Genomic DNA, 14,643 nt, shown 5'->3' on the forward strand with positions numbered 1-14,643 from the left:
CAATGCTTGTGCAGTGAAAACTAGGCAGCCAGTGCGCTGTCTGCTTCTTTTTTCTTCTTGTGCACACCCACCCCCACTGCACCGGCAGAGGCCACGCTGATCGCCAGCGCAATCGCTGCGCCAAAGAATACGGCGTTGGGCAGCTGGTGGTCCATCATCCAGCCGAACATGGGCGCGGCCACGCAAAAGCCCAGATCCAGCCCGGAATACACCGTGCCATACACGCGACCGGTATTGCCGGCTGGTGTGGCCCGCTTGATCAGCATGTCACGCGAAGGACCGGCCAGCCCGTGGCCAAAACCAGCCACCGAGGCCACCACCAGCGCGGCCATGCCCGGCAGCCAGCCTGTGGCCACCAGGGCCAGGCAGGCTGCAGCCAGCAGCAAGAAGATGGCAATGGTTTTCTCCAGCCGCTGCACCCGCGCCGCCAGAAAACCACCGCCGACCATGCCCACTGCACCGCACAGCATGAAGCCGGTCACCACCAGCGCCGTCATGCTCAATGGCAGGTTGTAAATCTGGTGCAGGGCTGCGCTGGAGAAGTTCTGAATGGCGCTCAGGCCCACCGTGCTCCAAAAGAAGAACGAGAAGCACAGCCACACCGCAGGCAGCTTCAAATAATCGAACGTACCGCTCTGGCTGGCCGCGCCTGTGGCGGCATGCTTGCCCGCTGCCTGGCCTTGATCGTCGAACGCACGGTCATCCAGCCAACGGCGGTTGAGCACCATGATGGTCAGCACCAGCGCCGCAAACACCGCACCGCACAAACACGCCAGACGCCATGACCCGCTCAGTGTGGTGATGCCCGCCATGAACACCGGCGCCGATGCCCAGCCCAGGTTGCCGGAGATGCCGTGCACCGAAAACGCATGGCCAATGTTTTGGGGCGTCACGCGCTTGTTCAGGATGGTGAAGTCCACCGGGTGAAAGGGCGCATTGCCCAGGCCGGCAAAAAACGAGGCGGCCAGCAGCATGGCGTAGTTCTGCGCCACGCTGGCAATCAGACCGGCGATCACAAAGCTCCCCAGTGCCGCCCACATCACGCGCTGCGCACCCACCTTGTCGACAATGAAGCCGGAAAGCATCTGCCCCACACCAGAGACGATGAAGAACAGCGACACCATCACCCCGAGCTGCGCATAGCTGTAGCCAAAATCGGCAATCAGCCACGGAAACAGCGGCGGCAGCAACAGGTGGAAAAAGTGCGAAGAGCCATGGGCCAAGCCCACCAGACCAATGGTGCGCGCATCACGGCGCTCGGGAGCTGCAGAAGCAATCACAGAAGCATTCATGAAGCGCATCTTAGGCAGCCCGGACTCGGCAGGTATGCGATAGTCGGCCAAAATCTATCGCAAAACTGCCAACTCTTGCGCCATGCCCTCCTCTGCCACCTTGCCTGCTGCTGCAACGGACACGAATCCCCACCGCCACGCACGCACACTGGCGCAGATTCCGCTGCTTGACCCCCAGCTCTACCAGCCCCATGCGCAGCGCCCAGTGCGCTCCAAAATGCGTGAGCTGAACAAAGACACGCTGATCATGCCCCACACCCATGCGTGGGCGCAGTTGGCCATCTCCACCGGCGGGGTCATCAAACTGTCTCTGGCCGATGCCACCTACATCGTGCCACCCCACCGGGCCGTGTGGGTACCACCCGGTGTGCAGCATGCCGTAACCATGGTGGAAACCGCCTGCCTGTACACCTTGTACTTTCTGCCAGAAACACACGGCGGCGGCAGCCAGGCGCGCTGGATGGACGATGCAGCCTGGCAAGCGTGCCGGGTGATGGAGGCATCCGCCCTGCTGCGCGCGCTGGTGGTGGAGATGGACATTGGCAGCGACCTGGCCGCACCACTGACGGCAGAACAGCAGGCCCGGGAACGGCACCTGAGCGCCCTGGTCTGCGATGAAATCCGCCGCGCGGCGGTGATTCATCTCGGCGTGCGGCTGCCCCAGGACAAACGCCTCAAACACCTGTGCGAGGCCGTGCTGCAAGACCCCACACGCCACGACACGCTGGAGGAATGGGCACTGGACACCGGTGCCAGCCTGCGCACCGTGGCGCGGCTGTTTCGTACCGAGCTGGGCTGCACCTTCACCCAGTGGCGCCAGCAGGTGGTGCTGGCGAAGGCCGTGGCCTTGGCCGCCCGCCAGCTGCCCATTGCCCATATCGCCGCAGAACTGGGCTACACCCCCAGTGCCTTCAGCGCGCTCGTGCGCCGCACGGTGGGCATGACGGCTGCGGCCTTCCTGGGCCAGCAGCACCAGCACCCAACGGTCTAACGTTCGCGGCGCTTGCCGCCTGGGCGGCCTCGGCCTGGATACAGACTCTGGCCATTCACCACAATGCCTTGAGGGCGCAGCGGCAGCATGCCGGCCACCTCGTCGCTTTCCACGCTGTCATGGTCGACCTCTGCCAGAGGCGCCTGGTAGGCATACACCTCCCGGCCATCTTCCAGCTCAGCCACACAGGTCGGCGTGATATCCGGGATGGGGAAATTCAAGCTCACCAGCCAGGTGCCATCGCGCATTTCACCGAGAGATTTCACCGCAGCCCGGCTCATGCTTTCGGGGCGCTGAAACAGGTACACCAGCTCAAACGGCCCCCATTGGATCTGCCACAAATCTCCACGGCGCACCGTGGCCCAGGGGCAGCGCACCGCGCTCAGCCAGCGCAGCGGCCAACTCCACTCCACACCGTGCACCTTGGCCTGGGGCCACGCACGGTGCAGGGCCTGCAAGCCATCTCCAGCGCCACAGCCCGCATCCAGCACGGCAGCGCCCTGCGGCAGCACGATGTGCGCCGACAACCCATCCAGCGCACCCTTGGGGGTCGGAAACACCGGCGCATCGCGCCACGCATTGAGCGGGTACACCATCAGCAAAATGCCCAAAGGCAGCAACCACAGCCACGCGGGCAAAGCCCCGGCTGCCAGCACCATCCAGGACAAGGGAAAGCCCAGCGCCAGCATGGCGCGCCGCCACCATGTTGTGCCCCCCAGGCTCGCCAGCAGGCTCAGCGCAGACGCGCTGGCCACCGCCGCCCACCAAGGCCATTGAGACGCCAGCAGCGCATAGCAGGCCCATGCCACAGCCCACACCAGCAACGCCGGAAGAGGCCACATCAAACGGTTCAAAAAGTACATGCAGCCATGTTGCACCAAAGATGACCCAGGTCACACCTATTCGCCCCCCTGTGGCATCCACAACAGGTTGACTATGATTTTCAACAAAAAATAGTTAAAAGCTGCTAAAACGTATCAAAACGAAACGATGTGTGCAGATTCTAAAAAAAGCAACAAGAATGGCGCCATTCAAAATGGGGTGGAGACGATATGCCAATGAAAAATTTAGGATGGATCGCGATCTCGCTGGGCCTGCTCTCCGCTTGCGCACAATCGCCATCCAGCCAGTTGTCGCGCGATGAAACCGTACGCGTCTGTACCGGCAACCGCTGTGTCGACCAGCACCGTGACACCGTCACATTCCAGGGCACACCTTCTGATCCCGAAGCTGAACGCCGCCTGGAAGCGCTGACCCAGCTGGGTGACAAAGACCCCAAGGCTGCCTATGACCTGGCGCTGCGTTTTCTACGTGGTGACGGCGTCCCGCACGACAGCTACCAAGCCATCGAATGGATGCGCAAAGCCGGTGACCAAGGCCTTGTAGAAGCGCAGTTTGCGCTGGGCCAGATGTACCTGGCTGGCGTGGAAGAAATGGGCTCCGACCCAGCCGAAGCTGAATCCTGGCTGTCCCGCGCTGCGGGACGTGGCCACAAAGAAGCCGCACGTCTGCTGCCCCAGGCCCAGGCTGCCAAACAGAATGAGCACGCCGCCTACCAAGTGCGGGAAACCTACCGCAAATCTTGGGGGGCATGGTGGTACTCCGGCGCGCCCTACTACTGGCACTGGAGAGGCTCCAGCTGGTACCTGCCATAAGAAGGCGCAATCTCACCCGTTGTGCCACCGGTCTTTGTATTTCAACGAGAAAGAACTCTATTCATGTCTAAACAGTCCTTGACCCTGCTCTCCGCTGCCACAGCCTTGATGATGACCGCCTGCGTCACACCCGGCGGCGGCCTTCTGTCCACTGGCAACGCCGGCACGGCCGCCACAGGTGCAGCCGGTGGCTCCAGCAGCGTCAATGCCAACGAGTCTCTGGAACGCTGCGATGCACCCTTGGGCACCATTGCGGTGGACGATGGCCGTGGCAAGGACTGGTATGCCAGCTTTGGCGCAGCCACCCAGATCACCACCATCGAGCCGCTGATTCGTCTGGCCGTGCAGCAGTCCAACTGCTTTGTGATCACCTCGATCGGCAACAACCGCACCGAAAGCAAGCTGTCCAACATCACCGACAAGCAGCGCAACTCGGGCGAGTTCCGCGCCGGATCCAAGCAGCAAAAGGGCCAGCGCGTTGCGGCCGACTATTACCTGGAACCCTCCATCATCATCAACAACGACACCGTGGGTGGCCTGGCCGCTGGCTTGGGCGGCCTGCTGGGCAGCACCGCCGGTCGTTTGGCTGGCAGCCTGCAGAGCAAGCAGTCGGTGGTCACCATGACTATGTATGACATCCGCTCGGGTGTGCAGCTGTCCATCTCCGAGGGCAACTCCACCGCCACCAACTACGGTGCGGCCCTGGGTGCCTTTGGTGGCGGCGTAGGTGGCAGCCTGGGTGGCTTCTCGCGCACCCCAGAAGGCAAGGCCACCGTGGCAGCCTTTATGGACGCCTACAACAAGATGGTTGTCTCCCTGCGCAACTACAAGGCCCAGGAAGTCAAGGGCGGTCTGGGCAAGGGTGGCCAGCTGAAGGTCGGCAAGTAAACGCTGGCACAGGTCACAAAAAAGGGCTTCCGAGGAAGCCCTTTTTTCATGGGAGAGCGGCTTCAGCCGCGCAGCTTTTCGATCAAGCCATTGAGCTCTTCCAGCGACCCGAACTGGATCGCCAGCTCGCCCATGTCCTGCAGCTTGCCGTGGCGCTTCACGCGCTTTTTCACACGCACTTCGACCTGTGCCATCAGCAGGTCCGACAGATCTTCTTCCACGCGCTGCACGTCGCGCGATTTGGCCACTTTCTTGACCTTGGCTGCGGTGGTGCCATCCTGGTTTTCTGCCATTTTCTTGACCAGGTTTTCGGCCTCACGCACCGACAGTTTCTTGGCCGCAATCTGGTTGGCCGCATTGATCTGTTCGGCCTTCTCCAGCGCCAGCAGCGCACGGGCATGACCCATGTCTACATCACCCGCCATCAGCATGGTCTGCACGGGCTCGGCCAGGTTCAGCAGACGCAGCAGATTGGAGGCCGCCGAGCGCGAACGCCCCACAGACTGCGCAGCCTGCTCGTGCGTGTAGCTGAACTCTTTGACCAGACGCGCCAGGCCTTGCGCCTCTTCCAGCGGGTTGAGGTCTTCGCGCTGAATGTTTTCGATCAGCGCCATCGCGGCGGCGGCTTCGTCGGGCACATCGCGCACCAGCACAGGCACGGTGTCCAGCCCAGCCAGCTTGGAGGCGCGGAAGCGCCGCTCGCCCGCGATGATTTCGTACTTGCCGGCATGCTCGCCCTGGGCCAGCTTGCGCACCAGAATCGGCTGCATGATGCCCTGAGCCTTGATGCTCTCGGCCAGCTCATACAGCGCGCCCTCATCCATGCGCGTGCGTGGCTGGTACTGGCCCGCCACCATCTCCGTCACCGGCAGCGTGCTGGGCACATCCGAGGTCGTAGCAGTTGCCGCCTCTTCCACTTTGGGGCCTAACAAGGCTTCCAGGCCACGTCCCAGGCCCTTGGGTTTCTTCGTCACCATGGCTTCAGTCTTTCATCAGTTGTTGCAGCAGCGCGTGACCTTGGTTCCAGTCACCCAGCCCGCTGTCGGTGTTGATATGGCCTGCAGGGCCGAGATCAACGAACGTGGAACCCCAGGCCTGTGCCAGCTGCTGCGCACGCTCCAGCGTGCAAAAAGGATCGTTCTGGCTGCCCACCAAAGTGCTGGGAAAAGGCAGGCGCTGCTGCATCACAGGCAGCCAGCCGGGCAGCACTGTGCGCAAATTCTCCTGGGCAGGATCACCTGGCGCGACCAGCAGCGCAGCCTTGACCTTGGTCTTGGCCAGCGGGGAATGTGCGGCCCACCAAGCCGTCAGCACACAGCCCAGGCTGTGTGCCACCAGCACCACGTCGCGGTCGCTGTCGAGTACGGCCTCCTGCAGCTGGATCGACCAGTCGCCGCGCAGCGGACGCAGCCAGTCATGCTGCTGCACACGGGTGTAGCCATACGCGGTTTCCCAGTGGCTTTGCCAGTGCCCGGCATCGGAGTTCTGCCAGCCTGGCAGCAGCAGAACACGCGGAGGATTCAGCACATCAGTCATTCTCTTTTGGTAGCTGCTAGCGCTTGCTATATCTACGTTTCAAGGTAATTTGGCTTGTAAAAATCACATCTTGCCGATGCGTTTGACCATCTCTTTGGCAAAGTCGATAAAGGCTTTGCTGCCCTTGGCCGATGCATCAAACACCACCCCGGGCAAGCCGTAGCTGGGCGCTTCGGCCAAGCGCACGTTGCGCGGAATGACGGTGTCAAACACCTTGTCGCCAAAGTGGGCCTTGAGCTGGTCACTCACCTGCTGCTGCAGCGTGGTGCGCGGGTCAAACATCACGCGCAACAGACCGATGATCTGCAGGTTCTTGTTCATATTGGCATGCACCTGCTTGATGGTGTTGACCAGATCGGTCAGCCCTTCCAGCGCAAAGTACTCGCACTGCATGGGCACGATCACGCCATGGGCCGAGCACAGGCCATTGAGCGTCAACATGGACAGGCTGGGCGGGCAGTCGATCAGCACAAAGTCAAAGTCGGCATCGGCCACCTGCAGGGCAGCCTTCAGGCGCTCGTTGCGGCGCTCCAGCGACACCAGCTCAATCTCGGCACCGCTGAGCTCCCGGTTGGCGCCCAGCACGTGATAGCCGCACTTCTCGGACAGCACGGCAGCTTCCTTGATCGATGCAGATTCCAGCAACACGTCGTACACGCTCAGCTCCAGCGCGCGCTTGTCGATGCCCGAACCCATGGTGGCATTGCCCTGCGGATCCAGGTCCACCAGTAACACCCGCTGCCCCACTTTGGCCAGCCCCGCCGCCAGATTGACTGCTGTTGTTGTTTTGCCGACGCCACCTTTTTGGTTGGCGATACAGAAAATTTTGGCCATGAGTGATTGCTGCTGATAGGCGCCAACGCGCTGAAGAAAACGCCCCTGTGCTGTAACTGCTTGCAGCACAAAGGAAAAAGGCCAAACCCGCAAGGGCGTTGGCCTTTCAATGCGGCACGTGAAACATGCCAATTATTTTGCTTGCCCACCCTCGCATTGAAACCTGTTTTTCGCAAAACCGAAGTTCACGAAAGCCCGAGTTTATGCGAGTCGTGCGTTCAGCGCATGTCAAAGTGTGTCAGCGGCAGGTTTTGCCCACACAATGCACCGCTCGGCATCCAGCCCCGGCACGGTCAATGGTTCCACGTGAAACACTTCAACGTTTTTGCTCAGGGCATCAATTTCATCCTGTGGGTGCTTGCCCTTCATAGCGAACCAGATGCCATTAGGGGCAATGGCTGCGCGTGACCATGTCGTGAAATCAATCAGCGAGGCAAAGGCGCGGCAGCTGACAATTTCATAAGGGCCCTTCAAGGTTTCCACGCGGGCGTGAATACCTTTGAGGTTAGGCAACTTCAGGGCGACCGCCACCTGCTGCAAAAATGCGGCCTTCTTGCCCACGGTATCCACACAGTGAATATCGACCTGCGGGCAGCACACGGCAAACACCACGCCGGGCAAACCACCGCCAGAGCCCACATCCAGCTGCGCCGTGCGCTCGCCTTCTGCCTTGCCCAGCGATGCCACATGGCGCTGCAGTGCAGGCACGGCGGCCAAGCTGTCCAGCATGTGCAGCGACAACATTTCCTGTGGGTCTCGCACCGAAGTCAGGTTGTAGACCTTGTTCCACTTTTGCAGCAGATCCAGAAAACCCATGAGTTTGTCGAACTGCTCGCCGCTCAGGTGCAAGCCAATCTTGGCTACACCCTGCTCCAGCTGTTGGCGCAAATCACTCATTCGGCAGACTCCTTGGCAGCCGCGGTGAAACCCTTGAATCCACCTTTTTTCAGGTGAATCATCAGCAGCGACACCGCAGCAGGCGTCACCCCAGAAATGCGCGAGGCCTGGCCCAATGTTTCGGGGCGGTGCTTTTGCAGCTTCTGGCGCACTTCAAACGACAAGGCAGAGACCAGCATGTAATCCATGTCTGCGGGCATCTTCAATGTCTCGTAGTGGGATGCGCGCTCGACCTCATCTTTTTGGCGATCGATGTAGCCCGAGTACTTGGCCGCAATCTCGACCTGCTCCACCACATCAGCGTGCAAGGCACCCAATGTTTCACGTGAAACGATGTCGGAGCTGTACTTGCCTTCGTTCATGGCCAGCAGCGCGTCATACGCCACACCCGGGCGACGCAACAGGTCGAACAGGTTGTACTCGCGCTCAATGTTCTTGCCCAGCACGCGCTCGGCATCTGCCGCTGGCAAGCTGCGTGGATTCACCCAGGTTGCCTTCAGGCGCTCTGTTTCACGTGAAACAGCATCGCGCTTGCGGTTGAACATTTCCCACTGCGCATCACCCACCACACCCAGCTTGCGGCCAATTTCGGTCAAGCGCATGTCGGCATTGTCTTCGCGCAGTTGCAGACGGAACTCGGCGCGGCTGGTGAACATGCGGTAAGGCTCGGTCACACCTTGTGTGGTCAGGTCATCCACCAGCACGCCCAAGTAGGCTTCGTCGCGGCGGGGTGTCCATGCATCCATATCGCGAGCCTGCAGGCCCGCGTTGATACCGGCGAACATGCCCTGTGCCGCAGCCTCTTCATAGCCTGTGGTGCCGTTGATCTGGCCTGCGAAGAACAGACCATGAATCTGGCGGGTTTCAAAGCTGGACTTCAGACCACGGGGGTCAAAGTAATCGTACTCAATGGCGTAGCCGGGACGCAGGATGTGCGCGTTCTCCAGGCCCTTCATGGAACGCACCAGTGCGTACTGAATGTCGAACGGCAGCGAGGTCGAAATCCCGTTGGGGTAGTACTCGTTGGTGGTCAGACCTTCGGGCTCCAGGAAAATCTGGTGGCTGTCTTTGTCCGCAAAACGGTTGATCTTGTCTTCCACGCTGGGGCAATAGCGTGGGCCCACGCCCTCGATCTTGCCGGTGAACATGGGGCTGCGGTCAAAGCCGCTGCGAATGATCTCGTGCGTGCGCTCGTTGGTGTGCGTGATCCAGCAAGGCATTTGCTGGGGGTGCATGGCCGCATTGCCACGGAAACTGAACACCGGCACATGGCCTTCGTTGATACCGCCAGGCATGCCGTCACCAGGCTGCTCGGTGCACTGGCTGAAGTCGATGGAGCGGCCATCAATGCGTGGCGGCGTACCCGTCTTCAAACGGCCCTGGGGCAGCTTCAATTCCTTCAGGCGCGCCGACAAGGTCACGGCGGGTGGGTCACCCGCACGGCCAGCGGCATAGTTGTCCAGGCCCACGTGGATCTTGCCGTCCAGGAACGTACCGGCCGTCAACACTACGGTTTTGGATTTGAATTGAATGCCCACCTGGGTGACGGCGCCCACCACGCGGTCACCCTCCACCATCAGGTCATCCACCGCCTGCTGGAACAGCCACAGATTGGGCTGGTTCTCCAACATCTCACGGACGGCTGCCTTATACAGAATGCGATCAGCCTGTGCCCGCGTGGCGCGCACGGCCGGGCCTTTGGAGCTGTTCAGAATACGGAACTGGATGCCGCCAATGTCGGTGGCCAGCGCCATGGCACCGCCCATGGCGTCCACTTCCTTGACCAGGTGCCCCTTGCCAATACCGCCAATCGAGGGGTTGCACGACATCTGACCCAGCGTCTCAATGTTGTGCGACAACAGCAAAGTTTTGCAGCCCATACGGGCTGCGGCCAGCGCCGCTTCGGTGCCAGCATGACCGCCGCCAACGACGATCACATCAAATTCTTGGGGGTACAGCATTGTTCTTACTCCATCGCAGGCGGCGTATGCCCATCCGCCCTGAGCCACCGAGCCGGTGCGCGGTGGATGCCACCTGCACGCCTCCATGTGTTTGCGGGTGCAGGCAAACCCTGAATTTTCCCACCCTTTGCCCAACTTGTCTTGCCGCAGCCAGCCCCCGCGTCTGGGGTACGGCTTCTTGGGCACTGCTGCCGATGCGCAGTGCACCCACTTGGGCGTAGCATGGCGGGGCGAATTCACCTCACACCCCCGGAAAGGTTTTAGAGACATGAAGCTTTATTTCAGCCCTGGCGCTTGCTCGCTGTCGCCCCACATCGTGGCCGAAGAAGCCGGTCTGCCTTGCGAATACATCTTGGCCAGCACCAAGACCCACAAGCTGCAAGACGGCACCGATTACTACAGCATCAACCCGCTGGGCTATGTGCCCTTCCTGGTGCTGGACGATGGCCAGACCCTGCGCGAGGGACCGGTGATCGTGCAGTACCTGGCAGACCAAGTGCCCCAGAAAGGCCTGATCCCTGCCGTGGGCAGCATGGAGCGCTACCGCGTGCTGGAGTGGCTGAACTTCATCGGCACCGAGCTGCACAAGAGCTTTGGCCCCCTCTTCAAGCCAGGCACGCCCGAAGACTACAAGCCCAGCGTGCGCCAAGCACTGCGTGGCCGCTTTGAATGGGTAGAGCAGCAGCTGGCCGGCAAGGACTACCTGATGGGCAGCCAGTTCACCGTGGCTGATGCCTATCTGTTCACCGTCAGCGGCTGGTCCAAGTTCGTGGGTCTGGATCTGAGCGATCTGCCCCAGCTGCAGGCCTATCTGGCCCGTGTGGGCAGCCGCCCTGCGGTGCAAGCCGCGCTGCGTGCCGAGGGCTTGCTCAAAGGCTGAGCAACCGCGCCCACCATCAAAAAAGGCTTCCCGAGGGAAGCCTTTTTTTGCGTGCAGTTTTCAAAAAGTGAAGCTGCTGGCGCTTGTCTGCACTGCATTTCAATACAAAAATGACTTAAAACCGTGCATTGGCAAGCGCTACTTGCTCTTGTTTTATTAACCCAGCAAGGCCGGCTTGGAAGCCGACAGCGCTGGACGCTGGGCCACGCCTGGCAGGCTGGCCATGGGCTGGGCGTGGTGGGCGCCCTGCTCCAGCTTGAACTGCTGCACCACCTCGGCTAGGCGTGCGGCCTGGTCCTTGAGCGAGTCGGCCGCTGCGGCCGACTGTTCCACCAGGGCGGCGTTCTGCTGCGTCATGCGGTCGATATCGCCCACCGCCTGGTTCACCTGCGAAATACCGCCAGACTGCTCGTTCGCAGCCGCCGTAATCTCGCCAATGATGTCACCCACACGCTGGATGCTGCCCACCACGGCCTGCATGGTCTGGCCCGCTGTTTCCACGTGCTTCACGCCACCGTCCACCGCAATCACGCTGCTTTGAATCAGGCGCTTGATCTCGCTGGCCGCCTCTGCGCTGCGGCGCGCCAGCAGGCGCACTTCACCGGCCACCACGGCAAAACCACGGCCTTGTTCACCGGCACGCGCGGCTTCCACCGCCGCGTTCAGCGCCAGGATATTAGTCTGGAAGGCGATGGAATCGATCAGGCCAATGATGTCGCCGATCTTTCGGCTGGCCGCGGCAATCTCATGCATGCTGTCCACGGCCTGCGCCACCACTTCACCGCCCTGCGAGGCCGTTTGCGAGGCCGATGCCGACAGCTGGTTGGCCGTTTGTGCCGACGAAGCTGTCTGCTGCACCGTGCCGGTCAGCTGCAGCAGCGAAGCCACGGTTTGCTGCAGGTTGCTGGCGGTCTGTTCGGTGCGGGCCGACAGATCGCCGTTGCCCAGCGCAATTTCCTGGCTGGCCAGCGCAATATTGCCGCTGGCATCACGCACGCGGCCCACCATGCCGTTGAGGTTGCTTTGCATGGTCTGCAAAGCACGCTGCAGATCCGCCACTTCGTCATTGCCCACCACGTCCAGCTGTTCGGTCAGATCGCCCTTGGCAATCGCATCGGCCAGGCGCTTGGCATCGGCCAGCGGACGGCAGATCGAGACCATGTTCAACAGCGTCAGCGGTGCCACCACCACCACGGTGATGACCAGCGCCAGGATGAACATCCACTGCGTCTGCGATGCCACCTGGCTGCCGCTGGCCTCTGCCGTCTGTGCCTGGGCCTGCAGCAGCTTCTCCAGCGACTCCAGCTGCTTTTCAGCCTCCACAAACTCGGCACTGGCACGGCGGCCTACGCGCTGCGCCACGGTGGCACTGTCGTAGCCCCCAGCCAGCAGCTGGCGCGCCACAGGCTGGAACAGCTGTTCGTACTGGTTCAGGTGCTTGACCAGCGTTTGCAGCGCCTGCACGTCCTGCTCGGGGGCACTTTTCACAAACGCCTCACCCGCCGCACGCACCGCTTTCAGGCTGTCTTGCCAGCTGGCATGCAGCTTGGGCAATTGCTCCGTCTGCTCGTACTGGATGATCATGTCCTGCTCCAGCGCGTGCACCTGGTTCATGCTTTTTTGCACCTGGGCCATCAAACTGGCCTGCTGGAACGGGCCGCTCAAAAAGCTCTGGTTCAGGTCATAAATGCGAAACATGCCAAACATGCCCGCCCCGCCCAAGATACCCAGCAAAACCAGCACCACGGCAATCGCGCCGAGCATGCGGACCTTGATGGAGAACATTCGCATTAGTCCAAACAGATCCATGATCTGAATTCCTCTCTATCGCTGCTTTGCAGCAGGCAACCCTTGGCAGGTTGCCAAGGCAGTGTGTGCACGCCGAGCATGCACAATGCACCGCTCGTAACAATATGTGCAGTTTGCCAGACATGTCTGACAGCAGTGTCTAAAGAAAACCCCTTCTTAGGTCTACTTTTACATTTGTCAAAGGCGGATCTTGAGCAGGTAAACGGTGCAAAACCCGTTCCACGTGAAACATCACCACCGTGGAGGGGTACAGTTACGCTGAACCACTGAATGAAGGAGTCTTTATGGAACACGTATTTCAAGTCAGCGGCATGACCTGTGGTCACTGCGAACGCGCTGTGCAACAAGCCATTGCGGCCGTCGACGCGCAGGCACAAACCCAGATCGACCGTGCCAGCGGCAAAGTTGTGGTGCAAAGCCAGGCTGCACGCGAAACACTGACCCAGGCCATCCAGGAAGAAGGCTACAGCGTCGCCTGACGCGGCAACGCAGCCCTCCCGCCCGCACGGTGTGCTCCACGCCTGTGCGGGCCGCTCAGCGCCCTCTCCCGTTGTGAAAGCACCGCACCTGTGGTCACTGTCGCAAGCACGCTTGGCAGTTGATTGCTGCAACCGCACAATCGTTGCCAGCTTTGCATCAACAACGATTGGAGACAACGCATGAGCACCCGTGAGATTTTTATCGTCAGCGCGGCCCGTACCGCCATCGGCACCTTTGGCGGCAGCCTCAAGGACGTTGCCAACACCCAGCTGGCCACCACCGCCGTCAAGGCAGCCATTGAGCGCGCGGGCATTGCCCCTGATGCCGTGGGCCACGTGGTCATGGGCAATGTGATCCCCACCGACACCAAGGATGCCTACCTCTCGCGCGTTGCCGCCATTGATGCAGGCTGCCCGATTGAAACCCCGGCCTTCAACGTCAACCGCCTGTGCGGCTCCGGCCTGCAGGCCATCGTCTCGGCCGCGCAAGCCATTGCCCTGGGTGACTGCGACGTGGCCATTGGCGGCGGCTCCGAATCCATGAGCCGTGGCCCCTACTTCGACCAGGCCTCGCGCTGGGGCGCCCGCATGGGCGATGCCAAGAGCATCGACTACATGCTGGGCATCCTGCACGACCCCTGGCAAAAAATGCACATGGGCATCACGGCCGAAAACGTGGCCGAGCGCTACAAAATCAGCCGCCAGATGCAAGACGAGCTGGCCGTGCTCAGCCAGACCCGCGCCGCCGCCGCCATTGCGGCGGGCCGCTTCAAGGACCAGATCGTGCCCGTGGAAATTGCCAGCCGCAAAGGCACGGTGCTGTTTGACACCGACGAACACGTGCGCGGCAGCACCACGATCGAAACCCTGGCCGGCATGAAACCCGCGTTCAAGAAAGAAGGCGGCAGTGTGACCGCAGGCAATGCCTCCGGCATCAACGACGGCGCCGCCGCCGTGACCCTGGTGGCCGGTGACCGCGTGCAGGCCCTGGGCGTTAAACCCCTGGCGCGCCTGGTGGGCTACGCACACGCCGGCGTGGACCCCGCGTACATGGGCATTGGCCCCGTGCCCGCCACCCAGAAGGTGCTGGCCCGCACCGGCCTGAAGATCCAGGACATGGACGTGATCGAAGCCAATGAAGCCTTTGCCGCGCAGGCCTGTGCTGTCATTCAGGCGCTGGGCATGGACCCTGCCAAGGTCAACCCCAACGGCTCCGGCATCTCGCTGGGCCACCCCGTGGGTGCCACGGGCGCTATCATCACCACCAAGGCGGTGTATGAGCTGCACCGTACCGGCGGGCGCTACGCACTGGTCACCATGTGCATTGGCGGTGGCCAGGGTATTGCCGCGATTTTTGAGCGCGTCTAAACCGCACGACGGCTGACTGCCCGGGTCTGCGTACCGGGTACGGTCAGCACTGC

General features: G+C 61.5%; 14 protein-coding genes. 6 read left to right on the top strand and 8 right to left on the bottom strand.

Annotated features, from left to right (window positions below; all coding sequences use genetic code 11):
- Positions 1-20: 20 nt before the first annotated feature.
- Positions 21-1,301, bottom strand: a complete 1,281-nt coding sequence (locus AC27VO_RS06090; protein ID WP_488665820.1) for an MFS transporter — start codon at positions 1,299-1,301, stop codon at positions 21-23.
- A 73-nt stretch (positions 1,302-1,374) separates the two neighbouring features.
- Between AC27VO_RS06090 and AC27VO_RS06095 the strand changes: the two genes are divergently transcribed.
- Positions 1,375-2,283 (top strand): helix-turn-helix domain-containing protein, encoded by a 909-nt coding sequence (locus AC27VO_RS06095; protein WP_488665821.1) that lies wholly within the window; start codon positions 1,375-1,377, stop codon positions 2,281-2,283.
- Here AC27VO_RS06095 and AC27VO_RS06100 read toward each other — a convergent pair.
- Positions 2,280-3,146: a class I SAM-dependent methyltransferase gene (locus AC27VO_RS06100; RefSeq protein ID WP_488665822.1), complete on the bottom strand. Its 867-nt coding sequence runs from the start codon at positions 3,144-3,146 to the stop codon at positions 2,280-2,282. The genes AC27VO_RS06095 and AC27VO_RS06100 overlap by 4 nt on opposite strands.
- A gap of 195 nt (positions 3,147-3,341) precedes the next feature.
- Between AC27VO_RS06100 and AC27VO_RS06105 the strand changes: the two genes are divergently transcribed.
- Together AC27VO_RS06105 and AC27VO_RS06110 are read left to right on the top strand one after the other, a co-directional pair.
- Positions 3,342-3,938, top strand: coding sequence for a tetratricopeptide repeat protein (locus AC27VO_RS06105; protein WP_488665992.1), 597 nt, complete (start codon positions 3,342-3,344; stop codon positions 3,936-3,938).
- 63 nt (positions 3,939-4,001) lie between these two features.
- Complete coding sequence (locus AC27VO_RS06110; RefSeq protein WP_488665823.1) at positions 4,002-4,826, top strand: hypothetical protein; 825 nt, start codon at positions 4,002-4,004, stop codon at positions 4,824-4,826.
- Between the two features lie 62 nt (positions 4,827-4,888).
- Here the strand turns inward: AC27VO_RS06110 and AC27VO_RS06115 are convergent, their stop codons facing one another.
- From AC27VO_RS06115 to mnmG, 5 genes are all read right to left on the bottom strand, one after another.
- Positions 4,889-5,803 carry a ParB/RepB/Spo0J family partition protein gene (locus AC27VO_RS06115; RefSeq protein ID WP_488665824.1) on the bottom strand — a complete coding sequence of 305 codons (915 nt, stop codon included), beginning with the start codon at positions 5,801-5,803 and terminating at the stop codon, positions 4,889-4,891.
- Between the two features lie 4 nt (positions 5,804-5,807).
- The gene (locus AC27VO_RS06120) at positions 5,808-6,362 is read right to left on the bottom strand and encodes an RBBP9/YdeN family alpha/beta hydrolase (RefSeq protein WP_488665825.1); all 555 of its coding nucleotides are present in this window, start codon (positions 6,360-6,362) and stop codon (positions 5,808-5,810) included.
- 63 nt (positions 6,363-6,425) lie between these two features.
- Complete coding sequence (locus AC27VO_RS06125; RefSeq protein ID WP_488665826.1) at positions 6,426-7,196, bottom strand: ParA family protein; 771 nt, start codon at positions 7,194-7,196, stop codon at positions 6,426-6,428.
- A gap of 228 nt (positions 7,197-7,424) precedes the next feature.
- A complete protein-coding gene (gene rsmG, locus AC27VO_RS06130; RefSeq protein ID WP_488665827.1) occupies positions 7,425-8,093 on the bottom strand; it encodes a 16S rRNA (guanine(527)-N(7))-methyltransferase RsmG in 669 nt (222 codons plus the stop codon).
- Positions 8,090-10,054, bottom strand: a complete 1,965-nt coding sequence (gene mnmG, locus AC27VO_RS06135) for a tRNA uridine-5-carboxymethylaminomethyl(34) synthesis enzyme MnmG (RefSeq protein WP_488665828.1) — start codon at positions 10,052-10,054, stop codon at positions 8,090-8,092. Before mnmG ends, rsmG begins: the two co-directional genes overlap by 4 nt.
- Before the next feature lie 268 nt (positions 10,055-10,322).
- Here mnmG and gstA point away from each other — a divergent pair, with 268 nt between their 5' ends.
- Complete coding sequence (gene gstA, locus AC27VO_RS06140; RefSeq protein WP_488665829.1) at positions 10,323-10,934, top strand: glutathione transferase GstA; 612 nt, start codon at positions 10,323-10,325, stop codon at positions 10,932-10,934.
- 156 nt (positions 10,935-11,090) lie between these two features.
- Here the strand turns inward: gstA and AC27VO_RS06145 are convergent, their stop codons facing one another.
- Entirely contained in the window at positions 11,091-12,743 is a 1,653-nt protein-coding gene (locus tag AC27VO_RS06145; RefSeq protein WP_488665830.1) for a methyl-accepting chemotaxis protein, read from the bottom strand.
- Between the two features lie 284 nt (positions 12,744-13,027).
- Between AC27VO_RS06145 and AC27VO_RS06150 the strand changes: the two genes are divergently transcribed.
- Together AC27VO_RS06150 and AC27VO_RS06155 are read left to right on the top strand one after the other, a co-directional pair.
- Positions 13,028-13,222, top strand: a complete 195-nt coding sequence (locus AC27VO_RS06150) for a heavy-metal-associated domain-containing protein (RefSeq protein ID WP_488665831.1) — start codon at positions 13,028-13,030, stop codon at positions 13,220-13,222.
- Positions 13,223-13,402: 180 nt separating this feature from the next.
- Positions 13,403-14,590: an acetyl-CoA C-acyltransferase family protein gene (locus AC27VO_RS06155; protein ID WP_488665832.1), complete on the top strand. Its 1,188-nt coding sequence runs from the start codon at positions 13,403-13,405 to the stop codon at positions 14,588-14,590.
- Positions 14,591-14,643 lie beyond the last annotated feature (53 nt).

The organism is Comamonas sp. 14P8.1.4, assembly GCF_057799285.1.